General features: G+C 55.5%; 16 protein-coding genes. 12 read left to right on the forward strand and 4 right to left on the reverse strand.

Annotated elements, in window-relative coordinates; all coding sequences use genetic code 11:
* Window positions 1-111: 111 nt before the first annotated feature.
* The gene (locus LBW89_RS06200) at window positions 112-1,500 is read left to right on the forward strand and encodes an MATE family efflux transporter (RefSeq protein WP_148455699.1); all 1,389 of its coding nucleotides are present in this window, start codon (window positions 112-114) and stop codon (window positions 1,498-1,500) included.
* A gap of 64 nt (window positions 1,501-1,564) precedes the next feature.
* Here LBW89_RS06200 and LBW89_RS06205 read toward each other — a convergent pair whose 3' ends face one another.
* Window positions 1,565-3,448: an LTA synthase family protein gene (locus LBW89_RS06205; protein WP_148455701.1), complete on the reverse strand. Its 1,884-nt coding sequence runs from the start codon at window positions 3,446-3,448 to the stop codon at window positions 1,565-1,567.
* Between the two features lie 605 nt (window positions 3,449-4,053).
* Between LBW89_RS06205 and LBW89_RS06210 the strand changes: the two genes are divergently transcribed.
* Window positions 4,054-6,153, forward strand: a complete 2,100-nt coding sequence (locus LBW89_RS06210) for an endonuclease MutS2 (protein ID WP_148455703.1) — start codon at window positions 4,054-4,056, stop codon at window positions 6,151-6,153.
* A gap of 59 nt (window positions 6,154-6,212) precedes the next feature.
* On the opposite strand, the gene LBW89_RS06215 is transcribed toward LBW89_RS06210, so the two are convergent.
* The gene (locus LBW89_RS06215; protein WP_148455705.1) at window positions 6,213-6,713 is read right to left on the reverse strand and encodes a GAF domain-containing protein; all 501 of its coding nucleotides are present in this window, start codon (window positions 6,711-6,713) and stop codon (window positions 6,213-6,215) included.
* A gap of 119 nt (window positions 6,714-6,832) precedes the next feature.
* Here LBW89_RS06215 and LBW89_RS06220 point away from each other — a divergent pair, with 119 nt between their 5' ends.
* Together LBW89_RS06220 and LBW89_RS06225 are read left to right on the forward strand one after the other, a co-directional pair.
* A complete protein-coding gene (locus LBW89_RS06220; protein ID WP_148455962.1) occupies window positions 6,833-7,135 on the forward strand; it encodes a hypothetical protein in 303 nt (100 codons plus the stop codon).
* Window positions 7,136-7,302: 167 nt separating this feature from the next.
* The gene (locus LBW89_RS06225) at window positions 7,303-7,533 is read left to right on the forward strand and encodes an aspartyl-phosphate phosphatase Spo0E family protein (RefSeq protein ID WP_148455707.1); all 231 of its coding nucleotides are present in this window, start codon (window positions 7,303-7,305) and stop codon (window positions 7,531-7,533) included.
* On the opposite strand, the gene LBW89_RS06230 is transcribed toward LBW89_RS06225, so the two are convergent.
* A complete protein-coding gene (locus LBW89_RS06230) occupies window positions 7,524-8,501 on the reverse strand; it encodes an alpha/beta hydrolase (protein WP_148455709.1) in 978 nt (325 codons plus the stop codon). The two genes, LBW89_RS06225 and LBW89_RS06230, sit on opposite strands and share 10 nt — an antisense overlap.
* 232 nt (window positions 8,502-8,733) lie before the next feature.
* On the opposite strand from LBW89_RS06230, the gene LBW89_RS06235 reads away from it, so the two are divergent.
* From LBW89_RS06235 to LBW89_RS06265, 7 genes are all read left to right on the forward strand, one after another.
* Window positions 8,734-9,327, forward strand: coding sequence for a GNAT family N-acetyltransferase (locus LBW89_RS06235; RefSeq protein WP_148455711.1), 594 nt, complete (start codon window positions 8,734-8,736; stop codon window positions 9,325-9,327).
* Window positions 9,324-10,076 (forward strand): energy-coupling factor transporter transmembrane component T family protein, encoded by a 753-nt coding sequence (locus LBW89_RS06240; RefSeq protein ID WP_148455714.1) that lies wholly within the window; start codon window positions 9,324-9,326, stop codon window positions 10,074-10,076. The genes LBW89_RS06235 and LBW89_RS06240 overlap by 4 nt, the downstream gene beginning before the upstream one ends.
* 92 nt (window positions 10,077-10,168) lie before the next feature.
* Window positions 10,169-10,771 (forward strand): ECF transporter S component, encoded by a 603-nt coding sequence (locus LBW89_RS06245; RefSeq protein ID WP_148455716.1) that lies wholly within the window; start codon window positions 10,169-10,171, stop codon window positions 10,769-10,771.
* On the forward strand, window positions 10,772-12,304 hold the full coding sequence (locus tag LBW89_RS06250; protein ID WP_225038767.1) for an ABC transporter ATP-binding protein: 1,533 nt from the start codon (window positions 10,772-10,774) through the stop codon (window positions 12,302-12,304).
* Between the two features lie 133 nt (window positions 12,305-12,437).
* Entirely contained in the window at window positions 12,438-13,913 is a 1,476-nt protein-coding gene (locus tag LBW89_RS06255; RefSeq protein ID WP_225038772.1) for an MDR family MFS transporter, read from the forward strand.
* 46 nt (window positions 13,914-13,959) lie between these two features.
* A complete protein-coding gene (locus tag LBW89_RS06260) occupies window positions 13,960-14,304 on the forward strand; it encodes a hypothetical protein (RefSeq protein ID WP_148455720.1) in 345 nt (114 codons plus the stop codon).
* An 18-nt stretch (window positions 14,305-14,322) separates the two neighbouring features.
* The gene (locus LBW89_RS06265; RefSeq protein WP_170287149.1) at window positions 14,323-14,496 is read left to right on the forward strand and encodes a hypothetical protein; all 174 of its coding nucleotides are present in this window, start codon (window positions 14,323-14,325) and stop codon (window positions 14,494-14,496) included.
* A gap of 502 nt (window positions 14,497-14,998) precedes the next feature.
* Here LBW89_RS06265 and LBW89_RS06270 read toward each other — a convergent pair.
* Window positions 14,999-15,466, reverse strand: coding sequence for a MarR family winged helix-turn-helix transcriptional regulator (locus LBW89_RS06270; protein WP_148455722.1), 468 nt, complete (start codon window positions 15,464-15,466; stop codon window positions 14,999-15,001).
* 282 nt (window positions 15,467-15,748) lie between these two features.
* Between LBW89_RS06270 and LBW89_RS06275 the strand changes: the two genes are divergently transcribed.
* On the forward strand, window positions 15,749-17,020 hold the full coding sequence (locus LBW89_RS06275; protein ID WP_225038768.1) for an MFS transporter: 1,272 nt from the start codon (window positions 15,749-15,751) through the stop codon (window positions 17,018-17,020).
* Window positions 17,021-17,117 lie beyond the last annotated feature (97 nt).

A 17,117-nucleotide genomic window follows, 5' to 3' on the forward strand; every position in this document is an offset into this window, starting at 1 on the left:
TGAGTTGGTTTTCTGATACATCGATATAACTATACCATCTATAATGTGTTTCATGCTAAAAAGTTTGTGGTGACAACAAGAAAGGTCCCCGTACAACAGGAGGTTTTAATAATGAAGAAAAATAAGGGGAGCGAAAAAAGTAAATTCTCCTTGTGGCTTTTGGCGTGGCCGATATTTATCGAGCAGTTTCTGCAATTTTTGCTCGGTTCGGTGGATACGTTGATGGTCAGTCGGATATCGGATAACGCGGTGGCCGTCGTCGGTTTCTCCAATCAGCTGTTTAACGCCCTGACCACGCTGTTTGCCACCGTGGCCAGCGGTGCCGGCATCGTCATCGCGCAAAAAATCGGCTCGCGCAAAGAAGAGGACGCCCGTACGGTAGGGATTATCGCGTTTAACGCGACTGGTGCGATCGGCCTGGGTCTCAGCATCCTGTTGATCGCGCTTCCCCGGCCGATCGCCCGGATCCTGCAATTGCCGGAGGAATTGCTGCCCTTGGCCGAAGTTTACATTTCCATCGTCGGCGGCGGAATGATCTTGACGGCCTTAATGGCCGTACTCAGCACGGCGATCCGAAACACGGGCAACACCAAGGGACCGATGATGACCGCGATCGGGATGAACGTCATTCATATCGTAATGAATTACGGTTTTATTTTCGGAGCATTCGGCTTCCCGCAATGGGGGCTGACCGGCGTGGCGATCTCCACGGTCGTCAGTCGGCTGCTCGCCACCATCGTGCTGTTCGTGATCTTCCTCGGCGCTTTCCACCGAAAAATCGAGCGAAAGGACTTCGCTTTGTTCGACCGCAAGCTGTTCAAGGAAATTCTGGTCATCGGCTGGCCGCTCGGCGTCAACTCGGCGAGCTGGGTGTTCTCCCAATTGGCGATTTTCTCGTTCCTGGCGGTGCTGGGGTCGACGGAATTGGCGGCCCGAACCTATATGAATACGCTGGAATCCTTCTGCTTCCTGCTGGGCTTCTCGCTCGCACTGGCCGCCCAGATCCAGATCGCCCATCTGTACGGAGCGGGCCGAACGAAGGAAGCTTATCAAGCCGTATTCAAAGTGCTGGCGATCGGATTGCCGCTCGTCATCGTCAATGCCTTTATTCTGGTGGTCTTCGGTCACAACGTGCTGGGCTTGTTTACGAAAGACCAGGATATTCTCGCGCTTTGCGGCGCGCTGCTGTGGCTAAATCTGCTGCTGCAGCCCGGTAAAATGGTCAACATGGCCATCGGCAACTCCCTCAATGCGGTGGGGGATACCCGATATACCATGAACATCTCGCTGATTTTCATGTGGGTCGTCGCCACCGGCTGTTCCTATTGGCTCGGCGTTTCGCTCGGTTACGGCATCATCGCGATTTACTCCTGCATGATCGCCGATGAATATATACGCGCTGTGCTCTCTTTCCTTCGCTGGCGGGAGCGCAAGTTCCTGAGGATGAAGGAAGCGGATATGGAAAGGACGCGGACCGGAGATCCGGCGATTTGCGTGTAAGACGGCGATCTCGCTGCAAATAAAGAAAGGCGCCCCGATTCTCTAATCGGAGCGCCTTTTGCCATTATTCCGTTTCCTCGGCTTTAACCCGGTCCGGGAGCTGCTGCACATAACTGTCGGAGAGCCGGAGCAGCTCCAGCGCACGGTTGTATTCCTTCTCCGTGGTGAGCGCCTGGCTCACGCCGTCTTCGGCGACGGGATATTGCGTGCCGTCTTTGTACCACACACCCGGCATAAACAGCGCCTTGTCGTTGAGGAACGAACCGGACGGCAGGTAATACCGCTGCGGGAGCAGGTTGTAGGTTTGGTTCAAAATATCTTGGCCGAAGTGAAGATGCTGGTCCAGCGAAATCCCCATCAAGTTGGCGACCGTAGGCAGAATATCCACCTGGCCTCCGACATTTTCGAACGTGTTCGGCGCGGAGACGCCGGGTGCCGAAATGATGAGCGGGATGTTGATCATATCGATATATCCGTAGTCCCGGCCGTAGATCTCATGCATCAATTCAAGCCCATGTTTATCCAGCGAGTACATCGGCAATCCCAAATGATCGCCGTAGATGACGACGACGCTGTTGTCCCAGATGCCTCTTCGTTTCAAGTCTTCGATAAACTGGCCCAAGGCGTAGTCCGCGTAATTTTGCGAGCGGATGTAATCGCCGACCATATTGTCCTGATAACGTTCAGGGAGCGTTATGCGGTCCTTTTCATGCGGCATGGTGAACGGATGATGGGCCGTCATGGAAATGACCTGGGTGTAGAACGGCTTTCCGGCCTGCTGCATCTTGTCCAATTCTTCCGCCGTTTTTTTGTAAAGCACCTCATCGGACGGACCGAAGAAAACGGTATCCTCCTGACCGAAAAACTCCTGATCGTAGTACCGGTCAAAGCCGATCGCTTTATACAGCTCGCCGCGGTTCCAGAAATCGACCACATTTGTATGGAATGTAGCCGTATCGTAGCCGGCCGATTTCATCAGCTTCGGCAAACTCGGCAGTTCTTTGTCCGGATAATTTTGCGTAGCCGCCTCATTATAAGGGATATAGAAAGAGGTGTTTACGACAAATTCGGCGTCCGACGTGTTTCCCTGCCCTACCATTTGATAAAAATGCTTGAAGTACATATTTTCTTTGGCCAGCTTGTTCATGACCGGCGTAATTTCCTGTCCGTCGATTTTCAGGTCGATCAGAAAATTCTGAAAGGACTCCATCTGGATGATGATCAGGTTCTTTCCCTTCGCCTGTCCGAAGTATTTCGGATGCGCCGGCGGGGTGACACCCTTCAACTGGTCGATCTTCGTTTGGTTGATTTCGTTCTTGTCGACCAGGTCCTCTTTCTTGCTGCTGTTGGAAAAAATGACATAGGTTTCGTAATTGAGAATCCCCATCTGTTCCGCCTGTTTGATCTCGTTCATGCTGGCCCGGTTCGGCCACACGTTGAAGATACACAGGGCGACCGAAACGCCAAACACCGTCGCGACGATACCGGTACGCAAGCTCTTCAAGTTAAAGAAAGCCTTCAGCTTCTCGGCTCTCTTCTTGCGGAACAGCCAAAACCCGATCACGACGATATCCAGGAAGATCAGCAGGTAGTACGGCGCCAGCAGGGAAAACACGCTGTTGCTGACCGCCGTGACCTGGTTCACCTGCTGGAGGGCGTGATAGGTCACCATAACACCGTAATATTTATGATACATCATGGCGGCGAAGAAAATCCCCGTGACGATCAAATTGACCGTCAGATAAACGGCGATTTTGCGCTTGGACGAGAACCATTCGATGAGGCAGAACAAGGCCCAAATGAACGGCAGCTCTTTAAGCAGGGGGCCCCAGGGCGGCATCTCCTCGAAGATGGCAATCCAGGCGAGATACGTTTTCAGAATCAAAATGAAGGTGAAGAAAACGAACGGCTTAATATTGCCCAGCCTGATACGATTTAAAGCAGGCACGGTACGATCCTTCCTTTCGATGCGCGATTCATGAAGATAATATTAATACTGCCTTTACATTTTAAATACCCTTAATATAATACATGAAAAGAGTTGGAGAACAAAATAAATCAATTCACACATTTAACAAGATATCCCAAGTGAAAGGCAGGGATACGGGCCTTATATCGCTTAGTTGACACTTAACTGTATTTTTTGGTAAATTGAAGGCATCCGCAAAGTGTAGGAGAGATTTTGATGTCGGTGAGCGTTCTTAACTAATTAATTTCATAGCGACCGGAAGAAACGAAGGTTCGGTTCATTGTGTTTTGTTTTTTTTGAGACACAAGGGAACCTCTGATTTTTTGCGCCTCTTTTCGGTCTCTGAATTTAGTTAAGAACACACGAACACAATCATTCAGCGCTTTTGGCCGCTGTCTGTTTCTTCGGATCTATATTCCCGAAGCCGTGCTGTTTTTCAGCACGGCTTTTTTTGCGGCATTCACATCCGATAAAGAAAAGACATTTTGCATTTTGCGGATAAAAAAGGGCAAAGGATGGCATTTTCGTGCTGTCTTTTGCCCTTTTTCTGTTGTTACCACATGTACAGGAGGAATCTATGGATCATGGAAAACTTTACGTTAAATATGTTGGAGTACGAAAGTATGAAACAAGACTTGTCCGCGTTCGCCGTTTCTTACGAGGGGCGGGCCCGCATCGCCAGGCTGGTCCCGATGGAAGAACTCAGACCGATCGAACGCGCGATAGCCGAAACGGCCGAGGCGCGGGAACTGATCGGCAGAGGATCGAGCGTTCCGCTGCCGTCCCTGGAAGGCATCGAACTCGTCGCTTCCTTGCTGGGAACGGGGTATTTGTTCACGGAACAGGATTTGACGGCGGTTCAGACCTTCCTGCAGAGCTGCGGACAGTTGAAGAAGTATATTGAGTCCAAAGGCGACGCCGCCTGGCAGATTGGTATTTACGCGGCTTCCCTGCGGGATTTGCCCGAATTGCGGCAGGAGATTATGCGCTGCATCCGGCACGGTGTCATTACGAACGAAGCGAGCCGCGACCTCGAGAAAATCCGCCGGAAAATCGATATGCTTAAAGAGAAAATAAATAAGAAAATGCACTCCGTCATGTCCCGGCACGCGGCGATTTTACAGGAGAGCATCGTCAGCGTGCGGGGAGGCCGCTATGTCATACCGGTCAAAAAGGAATTTTACAGGCAGGTCAAGGGGCGGATGCTGGACCAGTCGACCAGCGGGCAGACGGTATTTATCGAACCGGACGAAATCTCGTCCTTGCAGGGGGAACTGGAACTGCTGCAGGGCGAGGAAGCCAGGGAAGAAGCGAAGATTCTCGGCTATCTGACCGAGCTCGTGGAGAAGGAGGCCGCAAGCATCACCGGGAATATCGAAATTACCGGCTTGTACGATTTTATCTTTGCCAAGGCGAAATATGCCGCTTCGATGGACGCCGCAGCCGTGGGCGTCAATGACAAAGGCAGAACGGTGCTGCGCGGGGCGAAGCATCCGAAGCTGCTCGGCAGCATGGTACCGTTGGATTTGGAAATCGGCGCCGATTATAAAACTTTAATCATCACGGGACCGAACACCGGAGGGAAAACGGTGGTGCTCAAAACGTTCGGCCTGCTGTCCTTGATGGTGCAATCCGGCCTGCTTGTACCGGTAGGCCCCGGCAGCGAGTTTGCCGTTTACCGCGGCATCATGGCGGTAATCGGGGACGGGCAGAACCTGGAGCAATCGCTTAGCACCTTCTCCGCGCAGATTCAAAGCCTGGTGGCGATGTTAAAAGTCGCCGGCCCGTCGACGCTCCTGCTGATCGACGAACTGGCGGCCGGCACGGACCCGGGAGAAGGAATCGCGTTGTCGATCGCGATCCTGGAGGAATTCAGCCGAAAAAAAGCGACCGTCCTGGTGACGACACATTTCAACGAGCTGAAAACTTTCGCCTCCCGGGCCGAGGGGTTTGAGAATGCGCGGATGGAGTTCGACCCGGACACCCTGCGCCCCCTGTATAAGCTGACCATCGGCCGGGCCGGGCAGAGCTATGCCATCGAGATCGCCAGAAAACTGGGGATTACGGCGGACATTATCGCCAGATCGCAGCATATCGTCAGCCGTCAGATCGGGGCGGGGGGCAAAGTGTCCGTATGGGATGAGATCGTGCCGGCAAGGAATGATTCGCCGGCGGATTCGATAGCCGGACAGTTACCGCAACCGCAAACACAAACAGAAACGGCCTCGGAAAGGATAAGCGAAGCTCGGCCGGAGGAAGACAAGCAACTCGAAGCTAGAGCGCTAACGGAGAAGGAACGCCGATGGCCAGAGGCGCGGGGAACTTCCGGACATCGGGTTAAAACCGATACTTCCGGCGAGGAGGAGCGGGAGGACGAGATGAAGCTGGCTCCTCATCGGTTTGAGATCGGAGATGCCGTCTATGTAACGGCTCTCGGGAAGATCGGCATCGTCAGCGAACCCGAAGACTTGCGGGGGACGGTCGGCGTCCTGATCCAGAAGCAGCGCATCAAAGTCAACCGGAAGCGGTTGAAACCCTATCTTAAAAAAGATCAGCTGTATCCGGAGGATTATGATCTGGACATCGTGCTGGATACGAAAGAAAACCGCAAAAAGCGCAAGCTGATGTCCAAACAGCATGTGGAGGGGATGGAGATCGTCCGCAGGCCGGACGAGACTTATTAACGGAGCGTGAGAAGGCCCGTCGGCGGAGATGACCGTCCGGCGGGCCTTTTGACATAAACTTAGACCAAGGATAACGGGAGCACGAGGCCTTCCTTTAAAACGTCCACAAAGCGTTCCAGGAATGCCTGGTCCTGCTCGTCAAAGCGGCCTTTAAGCGGGCTGTCGATATCGAGGACGCCCAGCAGCTCTCCGTCCTTGACGATCGGAACGACGATTTCGCTGTTGGAAGCGGCATCGCAAGCAATATGTCCGGGAAACGCGTGGACGTCTTCGATTCGCAGCGTCTCCCGGCGTTCGGCGCTTGTTCCGCATACGCCTTTGCCGAGCGGAATACGGATGCAGGCGGGGAGTCCCTGGAACGGACCGAGCACAAGTTCGCGCCCGTCAAACAGGTAGAAACCTACCCAGTTAATGTCCCGCAAAAAGAAATGGAGCAGCGCCGAAGCGTTGGCCAGATTGGCGGCCGCGCTGCGCTCCCCGGCAATTAGCGCTTGAAGCTGGGACAGAACCGCCCGCTGCTGTTCTTCACGGGGCCCCGTCGGTTGTTCGGCTTGAAACATATAGGGAATTCCTCCTTTGCGTATACCCCTATTATACCTGAATTCCCGTTGTTTCCGCGCTGATTGGCAGGGGTATATAAAAATTGAACGATTTAACGCCGGAAAGGGGAGTTCTTACCATGCGCGCCGACGTGCAGAATTTGTTCATACGCATACAGATGCTTCATGAAGCCACACAGGGAGACCTCACGGTCAACGAAACGCTCACGCAACTGGAAGCACAGGGATACAAGGTGGGAGAACGCGAAGTAAAGCAGGAACTGGACCGCCTGACGGAAGACAATTTTCTGACCGCCCATAACGATGTGTATTCCATCACCGGCGCGGGTAGGGATGAGATAAAGGAAATACGTACGGTGCTCAAGCGCCTATGCGATGTGGTTCATCAAACGGAAAGCAAGGCCAAGGCCGGCTCTGCCTGAACGAACAAGAACCGCCCGGTCCAAGTCCGGGCGGTTCTTGTTTTGGGTGCGCTGAATGCTGGCTAGTCACATTTGACAAAGTACGATAATTTTTTTCAAAATTTTGAAAAAATTGTTTTTCGCATCATAAGCTAAAATGACGGGAAGAAGTCAAAGAAGGTGAACTTATGCCCATCTCCTCGAACGGCTCCGCCCCAGGCCTGCGCCGTCCCAAGGTCAGCGCCGATTTATTGGACAAGATCGAGCATCTGCGCGCTGAATTGATGCATGCGGCCGATGAGACAAACTTTAATAGCGAGGCCGTCGTGGAGCTCAGCCAACGGCTGGATCATTACATCGTGCTGGCTCAGACGCAAATGCTCGGGAAATTAAGCGATTCGGGCCTCTCTCAGGAGTAGGCTGCGGAATGCCGGGACTCTTGAACGTGGGAAGCCGCCGCGGGGTGGACATTCTCTTCCAATGCGTCCTGGATCAGGGCATGCACCTCTTCGGCATACCGGGCGGGGTTCACCCCGTAAGCGTTGGCATGCACGGCCCCTTCGACGAGCAGCAGCCGTTTGGGCTCAGGCTTGCGCTCATACAATTCCTCGCTCATATAGGTCGGAACATAGTTGTCGCGAGTTCCGTGCACGAACAACACCGGAATCCGACTTTTCTCCACCGCTTTTAGCGGACTTACCTGTTCCATCCGGAATCCGGCAACGCGTTCCATACGTCTGTTCACGAGAGGCAAGAGCGGGAAGGACGGAAGTTTGTTCAGTACGCTTATCTGATGGCGCATCAACCGGGTCAGATCGGAATATGGACAGTCGGCGACCACGAATTTCACATGCGGATCCGCAATGGCCAAATATTCCAACACGGTTCCTCCGCCCAGCGATTGCCCGTGCAAGCCGATGACGCAATCGTCCCCATACTGCTCCAGCAGCCAGTTAACCCAGCACTGCACATCGTATTTTTCGTAATAACCATAGGTGGTATACGTGCCTTGACTGTTTCCGTGCCTGCGCTGATCGATCAGCAGCAGATTGAAGCCCTCTTGTTCAAACATATCGATATATTGGGTGGATACATGAAGGGAAACGGTATACCCGTGCACGATAATTACCCACTTGTTTACGCCGGGATGGGGCTCCACGATGTAGCCGCTTAGCTTTAAACCGTCCTTGGAGGTGATGGTTACCTCCCTTTTGTTCAGAGTGTTAAAGCGTTCCCGGGTAAATACGCCCGAGCCTTCAAGATAATCGAAAATGCTCTCGAACGTTTGAAGCTTCATTTGGGTAATTTGCCGGAAGGCAAACCGCGTAATGCCGTTAACCGCCAACAGCAAAAGCAATACCGCGAGGATCAGAATCGAGTACATCATAAGTTGTGACAACCTCCTATCCCATTTCCGTCTGTATTGTGGTGCCGCAACCGCAAAAGGTCTTTTGTAAATAGTATCACCGAAAGAATGCGAAGAAAATCGCGATGACTGTATTTTTTATGTAAACGAGGCTTGGATATGGGGGATTTTGACGTTGGCCGGTCAGGTATGGTTAGATAAAATAGGACTATTGCGGTCTAATATTATATGGATATTTCAGGAATCGGAGGAGATGGAGTTGTTTAAATGCGGCGGTGAAATACCGGTGCTGGAGAGTGAAAGACTGCGGCTGCGGCGGATGGAGCGGGAAGACGGTCCGGCATTGCACAAGTTTTGGAGTGATCCGGAGGTGGTCCGGTATATGAATATCCCTCCGTTTGCTTCCATCGAAGACACTCATCAGATGATCGACCTGTTGAACGGTCTGGCCGAGAGTGAGGATGCGATGCGCTGGGCGATCGAATTAAAGGAAACCGGACAGGTGATCGGAAGCTGCGGTTTTAATACTTGGGAACTGGCGGGAGCCTTCCGGGGAGAAATCGGCTACGATTTGGGGCAAGAGTTCTGGGGCAGCGGCTACATGTCCGAAACGCTGCGCACGGTCATCCGGTACGGCTACGAGACGATGGGGCTGAACCGGATTGAAGCGCTGGTTGACCCGCGGAACGAAGCTTCGCGCAAGCTGCTTGCCGCGCTGGGTTTTCAGGAGGAGGGACTGCTTCGGGAATACCAGAAGACCGAGGAAGGTTTCGTTGACCTGATTATGTACTCATTGCTGAAAAAAGATTACGACCGGCGCTTAAACTCGGGGGGCGCGAATGTATGACGGCGGCGGCCAAGGATGACCCGCTTCAGCTCCTGGATCCGCTCAGCAAGCTGGTGTCCTTGTTCTGCATCGCCGTGTTGGCCATGCATTGGGACAGGCCGCTGCCGTTAGTCCTTATGCTGGCGCTACTGCTGGCCGTTGCTCGCTATGGGGCGGGTATGACCTGGCGCCGCCTCTCCAAACGGATGGCTTATATCGCCATATTCGGCTTGCCGCTGCTGCTGCTCACCGCATTGGCGGCGCCTCCGAGCGGGGCCGTCCTCGAGGTGGGGCCGATCCGCTTGTCGGAGGGCCCGGTCGCTTACGCCGCGGCGATTACGCTGCGGATGTTTTGCCTGTTTCTGTCGTCCCTGATTTATATCGAGTCCACCGATCCGCAGGACTTCGTCGTGATGATGACGATTCGGCTGAGGCTGCCATACCGCTTCGCTTTCGGGGTTTCGATGGCGTTGACCTTTCTGCCGATGCTGGAAGCGGAAGGCAGAAGTGCGGCGGAAGCCCGCAAAATCCGCTACGGAAGGAAGCCGCGGGGATTCGGGGAGCGCGTCGAGAACTGGCGCGGCAATGTGACCGCGGTTTTTACCGGGGCGGTCCGGAGAATCGAACAAACGGCCGGTTCCATGGAGGCCAAGGGTTTTGGCGCATTTCGGCACCGGACCTTTTTGCGGGAAGCGCGCATATCGGCGGGGGGATATGCGGTCATGCTGCTGAGCGTTACGGGGGCGTCGCTGCTGTTGTGGATTTCCTAAGACAAATTGCAAAAAAGACCTTGACGAATCTTTATTGTCAACCTATATTTTATCAATAGGTTGACAATGAGGTTGGAGAGGGAGGAACTGCAATGAAAGAAGCTGGAAAGAAAAAAGGGTTTAGTTGGTCCGCGTTCACTACGCTGGATATCGTGTTGATGGCGATGCTGGCCGCGGCCAACGCCGTTTTGACGGTTTACATATCGCCGGTGAATCAGGCGCTGAACGGGATCGGAGGTCCTATCGCGACCTCGACCATCACCGGTCTGTACATGGTCTATGGACTCCTTGCCTGTTACATCATCCGCAAACCGGGGACGGCGGTGATTACCTTCGGAATCGGCGCGGTGGTCCAAGCGTTTATGGGGACGGCTTACGGAATCGCTTCCTGCTTTGTGGCGGCCGGCTGTTACATGGTCGTGGCGGAGACGATCTTTGCCGCTTTTCGGTACCGGAAGTGGAATCTGCCGATTATGCTGCTGGTTGGAGGGGCCATGGTACCGATTTGGTTTTTCTTCGCGGCCCGGATGTTCGGCTATATGAAATGGGGCACCGATATTCTTCTTATCGCCCTGGCGGTTCGGATTTTAAGCGGGATTGTCCTATGCGGCCTGCTGTCCAAGCTTCTGGGCGACGCCCTTTCCCGCAGTGGGCTGCTGCGGAGGTTTGCGGTGCATCGGGGAGCAGAGGGCTAAATGGACCCGGCAACCGCCATATGGCTTGAAAACGTGACTTACGCTTATGAGCAGGGCTCACGGAGCGTCATCGACGGCCTTTCCCTGAGGGTCCGGACGGGGGAGTGGGTTACGGTGTGCGGCGCGAGCGGCAGCGGCAAGTCGGCCTTGGCCGGCCTGCTTAGCGGGTATTTGCCGCGGTCCGGCGGCGGCCACCGGGAAGGCCGGATCGAGGTGGACGGGCTGGACCCGGCAACGGCGGCGATCGCGGATCTGGCGAGCCGGATCGGGCTGGTGTTCCAGGACCCGGATGCCCAGCTTGTCCAAGGACTGGTGGAGGACGAGGCGGCCTTCGGCCCGGAAAATCTGTGCCTGCCACCCGACGTGATCCGGCGTCGGGTGGACGAAGCCCTGCGGGACGTGGAGCTGCTGGAGCGCCGCCGGGACAAGGTGCACGAGCTGTCCGGTGGAGGGCGTCAGCGCGCGGCGATCGCGTCCGTGCTGGCGCTTGAGCCGCCGATCCTCGTGCTCGACGAGGCGGCGGCGAATCTGGACGCCGGCGGTCGGCGGCGTCTGCTGGCGCTGCTGCGCCGGCTGCACCAGGCGGGCCGGACCCTGGTGACGGTGACGGGGCGGCTCGACGAGCTCGCCCTGGCCGCGCCGCGGCTGGTTGTGCTCGATGCCGGCCGCGTCGTGCTCGACGGGCCGGTTGAGCCGCTGCTGCGCGAGCACCGCGGGCGGCTCGCGCGGTTGGGCCTGCTGCCGGCGGAGACGCGGGTCTCCGCGGCGGCAGCGCCCGCGGCCGCGGCTTTGCGCGCGGCGCGCACGGACGCTTCGCCGCCGCTGCTGGAGATTCGCGGCCTTTCCTTTGCCTATGGCGAAGGCAAAAGGGCCGCGCGGCGGCGGAGCGGCGCCCTCCCCGCAGGGCCTTGCGCCCTGCGGGACGTGTCGATGCGGATATGCCCGGGGGAATGGCATATCCTGCGGGGGGAGAACGGGTCCGGCAAGACCACGTTGTCCCGGCTCATCCTGGGACTGCTCCCGGCCCCCGCCGGAGCCGTCTTCTGGCAAGGGCGGGATGCTTCCCGCCTGTCGGTCTACGATCTGGCCGCCGAGATTGGCTATGTGTTTCAGCATCCGGAGCAGCAATTCGTCGCCGCGACGGTGCTGGACGAACTGCTCTTCGGACCGCGCCGCGCGCTGCGGCTGCGGGCGAAGGAGCCGACGCCCGAGCCGCTCCTGCGGCAGGCGGCCGAGCTGCTGCGGCAGATCGGCCTCGAAGGCCGGGAGAGCGAGTCGCCGTATGTGCTGAGCGGCGGTGAGAAGCGCCTGCTCAGCGCGGCCGCGGGGTTGATGTCCGGCAAGCGGTTGATCGTGCTGGACGAGCCGACGGCCGGAACCGATTACGCCGGCGCCCGGCTGCTTTCGCGTCTGTGCAGGGAGGCTGTGGCCCAGGGAACGTCGATTTTGATGATCACCCATGAACCGGAGTTTTTTGCCGGGGAACCGACCCGCATTTGGACGATGGAGAAGGGGCGTTTACGGGAATATTAGAAGAAGTGGGCAGCAGAGACCGGAGCGTTTGTCCGGGACATGCTGCCTTTCTTTTTAATAAGGCTTCCTTTATAATAGTACTCTTGTGAAAACCCGAACGGGAGAGAAAGGAAGTTATGTTGTGGTTACCGACATGAAAAGAAAGTATATTTTGATCGGTTTGCTGTTATCCACGTTTTTGGCCGCGATCGAAGGGACCGTCATCGGTCCGGCAGGCCCCCGGATCGTCGGCGATCTGGGCGGGGTCGAGCTGCTCAGCTGGGTGTTTACCGCTTATCTGCTGACGATGGCGGTATCGACGCCGATTTTTGGCAAAATTAGCGACCTATATGGCAGAAAACCGGTGTTTGTGATCGGTTCGGTACTGTTTTTGCTGGGCTCGGTGCTGTCGGGGATGGCCCAGAGCATGGAGCAGTTAATCTTATATCGGGCGATCCAGGGCATCGGGGCCGGCGCTTTGACGCCGGTGACCTTTACGATTATCGGCGATATTTACTCGATGGAAGAGCGGGCGAAGGTTCAGGGCTGGATCAGCTCGGTATGGGGAATTTCATCGCTCGTCGGACCGCTGCTCGGCGGTTATTTTGTCGATTCGTTGAATTGGCGCTGGGTGTTCGGATTTAATGTTCCGTTCGGACTGGTGTCGTTGATTTTTATCATTAAGTATTTGAAAGAACAGCGGGAGCCGCGTAAGGTCAAAATCGACTACGCGGGCGCGCTCACGTTTACGGTCGGGGTTACGGCGCTATTGTTCGGCCTGGCTACGGGCGGCCAGCAAATTGCCTGGAACTCGCCGCTTCTGATCGGGCTGCTGATCGTGGCGGGGATTTCGCTGGTCCTCTTTTTCATCATCGAAAAACGTGCCGAAGAGCCGCTGGTTCCTTTAAAGCTGTTCCGGATCCGGGATATTGCTTATTCCAATGTGGCGAGTTTTCTGGCCAGCGCCCTGCTGATCGGCCTGACCTCTTACCTGCCGTTGTTTGTGCAGGGAGTGCTTGGGGAGAACGCCACGATTTCGGGACTGGTGCTGGCGCCGATGTCGATCAGCTGGATGCTCGGTTCCGTGCTCGGCTCCCGCTGGATTATCAGCCGGGGCTCGCGGATGACCTCGCTGATCGGTATGTGCATTATCGCCCTGGGGGCCGTAGGAATGGCTTTCATCAACGACAACACGCCGATCTTCGTCATGTTGATCTTCAATGCGCTATACGGGCTCGGTTTCGGGTTCTCGTTCTCCGTGTTCACCATCATCGCGCAATCTTCCGTCAATTATGATCTGCGGGGAGCTTCCAACGCGCTCAATTCGTTCGTGCGGTCGATCGGCCAGACGATTGCCGTAACGGTGTTCGGGGCGCTGATCAACCTCGGCATTGTATCGCGGACTTCCAGCGGAACGGCTTCGGGCATCCCGGTGACCCAGGAGGACATCAACAACCTGCTGTCGCCGGAAAAAGTCCACCTGCTGCCCCAAGAACTGTGGGACGAGCTGAAGCATGTGCTGGGCGGGAGCTTGCATGTCCTGTTCATCATTATGGCCGTCATCGCCGTTTTCGGCGTGGTGTCCACTCTCGGATTGCGGAGTAAGGCCCCGGAACCCGAAGAGGTATAAAAGCCTGCCCTCCTCCGCACCATAACGGGAAAGGGGAGGTGTTAGCATGAATGAGGAATTGACACTGGACCAAAGCTCGCTTGTCCATGCCTGGCAGCGGCAGTTGCCGGAGTATTTGAATCCGGGCGACTCGGCCCGGGTGGAGGCGGATCTCGGGAACCCGCGGGGACTGCGGATTCATATCGATGCGGCGGGACGGCAGTTTTACTCTTTCGATTTTGAATGTTCTTATATGGACCAGCGCGAGGTTCGCGTGGAATTGGTCGATGTGGAGAAGGACGGGCAGACCGTCAATGAGCGGAGCGAAAAAATCCAGGAGATGACTTCGGACTATGTCCGTCATCTTCATGAATGTGCGCAAGCTCTCCACCGGCTTACCAAATCGACATAGGAAAGGGAGGACAGCCGAATGACGCGTGTCAAAGGATCCGCCGACAAAAACCTGAGCAATGTCGTTCAGGATTTGGACCGCTCCCCGGTCAACAGCCAGGAGGCGCAGCAGATGCAGCAGGATATCAACGACCAGAAGCGTGCGGACGCCCGCCATCATCACAAGGCCAAAGATATGGACCCTACTCATTAAGCGGATTTCGGATTACAAGACAAGGCTGCCCCAAGGGGCGGCCTGTTTTGTGTCCGCGGCTGCCGCGGTTGACCGTATCTCCCCTCAGATCTGTTCCTGCTAACAGATCCGTTCGCAGTAACCACCATCATCTGTTCGCGGCTAACAGATCCTGTTCGCAGTGACCACCGCATCTGTTTGCGGCTAACAGATCCGTTCGCAGTTGACCACCACATCTGTCCGCAACTGTGAATTCCTGCAAATCTGCAGGCTTTTTCACCGGATGAGGCCAGCAAATCAGAAATTCCTGCAAATCTGCAGGTTTTTATTCATAGAACCCCTCTAACCCCTGACTCCGCAGAAAATTCCTGCACTATCGCATCTTTTTTAAAACATGCCCCTCCGACTGGCCGAAATTCCTGCAGATTTGCATCTTTTTAAACCTGGCCATTTGATTCCAGGCACAAAAAAATGCGCCTCAACAAGGAGTGTTCTCCTCGGTTGAAGCGCAATTCCGATTTCTTTACTTGCGGGGAAGCGGGGCTAATTTTTCGGCTTCGCGGCCCATTTTTTTCAACAGCTCGATCATGATTTGCTTCTCCTCGTCATTCAACCCGCTGAGCGCATGGTTGATCCGCTCCGAGAACTCAGGATACAGCTGGTCCATTAATTCCTTGCCTTTCGGCGTCAGCTCCGCAAAAATAACGCGCCGGTCCCGTGGGCAGGGCGTGCGGTGCAAATACCCGGCCGACTCGAGCTTGTCGATGACGTAAGTGACGTTTCCGCTTTGCAGGAGCAGCTTGGCGCCGATTTGCTGAATCGGCTGGGCGCCTTTGTAATAAAGCACTTCCAATACGGCAAAAGCCGTCGGATTAAACCCTTGGATCTTGCTCCCGGTTACGGCATGCTCATTGACGCTCTTGAACGATTTGGCAAAAACCCGGTAGAGATGCAAAGACAAATCGGTTCCGCGTTCCTCGGTTTTCAACATGTTCATCCCGCCTTATTCTATTTTTTCGAAATATCGAAGTGAAGTATGGTTATTGGAGTTACTGTCACTGCTATCTTAGAACACCCGGCGGATTGAAAAAAATATAATTTATCACAATTTGCAGATTTAATTTTTTGTCTAACTATGGGAAATCTCCGTCCCGGGACCGAGTGAAATTTCATTCCACAGGAACCCGCGGAAATCAGGCGGCCGAAGGAGGGAAGGAAGCGGCTGTTTTTATATGATAGATCTCGTAAATCAAAGGAACAGGTGGGATCTATCATGAAACAACCGCAAGCCCGAATCGCTGCCGAAGGAGGACTCCTGCAAAACAAGGCGTACCTGGCCTTGATGGCCTCGCAGCTGATCTCCAATCTGGGGGACTGGCTGCATATTTTGGCCTTACTGACGATGATCGGATTAAAGTGGGAGGCCACGCCGTGGCAGATTACGGCCACCATGCTCTGCATGCTGATTCCGATGCTGCTGGGCGGCCCGGCCGCAGGAGTGCTGGCCGACCGGATGGAACGCAAAAAATTGATGATCGTTGCGGACGCCGTCCGCTTTGTTATCGTCCTTGGCCTTGTGTTCGTGACGCATCTCTGGCAGGTTTATGCGCTGTTAATCGCCAAAAGCGTGTTCGATGTGCTTTTTTCGCCGGCCAAAAACGGAAAAATCAAGGAAGTGGTGCTCCCCGAGCATATGGAAAAAGCCGTCTCATACAGCGCCATAATCGAGCAGGGGAGCAAAATCATCGGGCCCGCGCTCGGCGGCATGCTGACCGTTGCCTTTGGCATCACCTCCTGCTTTATGATCGACGCGGCTTCCTTTCTCTTATCCGGCTTGATTTTGCTCGCCGTCCCCGGCAGAAGAGCGGGAGCCGGCAGCTCGGCGGAAGTTGACAATCCGGGGGAGAAGCCCGGTTTCTGGGGGGAGTTGACCGAGGGGGTGAAGGCCATCGCCCGCATTCCGCTTATCGCTTTCGGCCTGCTGATGCTGGCGATGGCGCTCCTGATCCTCCAGGTTGCGGATTCTCAGACCGTCGTCTTGTTCCGGGAAATTCCGGGGATGCCGGAGGATATGCTGGGATGGAGCATCGCGCTCAGCGGGTTCGGAACCTTGGCGGCCGCGGGCCTAAACGGTTTGCTGCGTCGCTGCACCCCCCTTATGAAGATGGGGACGGGCGGCGTTCTGCTCGGGGCCGTTTTTGCCGGGGCGGGATACTTTGCCGTGAGCGGCGGCCTGCTCGGGGCTTCCGGCCATGCCTTGATGCTGGCTCTGTATTTCCTTGCCGGCACCGGTGCCGGTCTCGTGTTTATTCCGTTCCAGGTGACGCTCCAGCAGCGGACGCCGGAATCGCTGACCGGGCGGGTGTTCGGAACCGTCACGAGCGTCACTTCCGCCGCGGCGGTCGCGGGGCCGATGTTCGGAGGCTATATCGTGACCGCCTTTGGTCCGGCTCCCGCTTTTATTAGTGGCTTTAGCCAGTTGAGTACGCGAAGCGTGCGAAACAAAAAACCACCCGCTATGCGGGTGGAGGGATCTAGGGTTTGACCAACAAGACCATTCCCATAAAATTGAGATGTTCAGGCTCAATAATGAAAGGAATGGTCTTAGATGGCAAACAAGAGCTATAGTCTAGCCCACACGA

The sequence above is a fragment of the Paenibacillus sp. alder61 genome, assembly GCF_020179875.1.
GTDB lineage: Bacteria > Bacillota > Bacilli > Paenibacillales > Paenibacillaceae > Fontibacillus > Fontibacillus faecis.

Bases quoted from the DNA above. Each gene is read 5' to 3' on its own strand.
- LBW89_RS06230 (WP_148455709.1), bottom strand. From the start codon at position 8,501: ATGATGTACTCGATTCTGATCCTCGCGGTATTGCTTTTGCTGTTGGCG.
- LBW89_RS06210 (WP_148455703.1), top strand. From the start codon at position 4,054: ATGGAAAACTTTACGTTAAATATGTTGGAGTACGAAAGTATGAAACAA.
- LBW89_RS06260 (WP_148455720.1), top strand. From the start codon at position 13,960: ATGAATGAGGAATTGACACTGGACCAAAGCTCGCTTGTCCATGCCTGG.
- LBW89_RS06235 (WP_148455711.1), top strand. From the start codon at position 8,734: ATGGAGTTGTTTAAATGCGGCGGTGAAATACCGGTGCTGGAGAGTGAA.
- LBW89_RS06265 (WP_170287149.1), top strand. From the start codon at position 14,323: ATGACGCGTGTCAAAGGATCCGCCGACAAAAACCTGAGCAATGTCGTT.
- LBW89_RS06200 (WP_148455699.1), top strand. From the start codon at position 112: ATGAAGAAAAATAAGGGGAGCGAAAAAAGTAAATTCTCCTTGTGGCTT.
- LBW89_RS06225 (WP_148455707.1), top strand. From the start codon at position 7,303: ATGCCCATCTCCTCGAACGGCTCCGCCCCAGGCCTGCGCCGTCCCAAG.
- LBW89_RS06250 (WP_225038767.1), top strand. From the start codon at position 10,772: ATGGACCCGGCAACCGCCATATGGCTTGAAAACGTGACTTACGCTTAT.
- LBW89_RS06255 (WP_225038772.1), top strand. From the start codon at position 12,438: ATGAAAAGAAAGTATATTTTGATCGGTTTGCTGTTATCCACGTTTTTG.
- LBW89_RS06245 (WP_148455716.1), top strand. From the start codon at position 10,169: ATGAAAGAAGCTGGAAAGAAAAAAGGGTTTAGTTGGTCCGCGTTCACT.
- LBW89_RS06240 (WP_148455714.1), top strand. From the start codon at position 9,324: ATGACGGCGGCGGCCAAGGATGACCCGCTTCAGCTCCTGGATCCGCTC.
- LBW89_RS06215 (WP_148455705.1), bottom strand. From the start codon at position 6,713: ATGTTTCAAGCCGAACAACCGACGGGGCCCCGTGAAGAACAGCAGCGG.
- LBW89_RS06220 (WP_148455962.1), top strand. From the start codon at position 6,833: ATGCGCGCCGACGTGCAGAATTTGTTCATACGCATACAGATGCTTCAT.
- LBW89_RS06270 (WP_148455722.1), bottom strand. From the start codon at position 15,466: ATGTTGAAAACCGAGGAACGCGGAACCGATTTGTCTTTGCATCTCTAC.
- LBW89_RS06275 (WP_225038768.1), top strand. From the start codon at position 15,749: ATGAAACAACCGCAAGCCCGAATCGCTGCCGAAGGAGGACTCCTGCAA.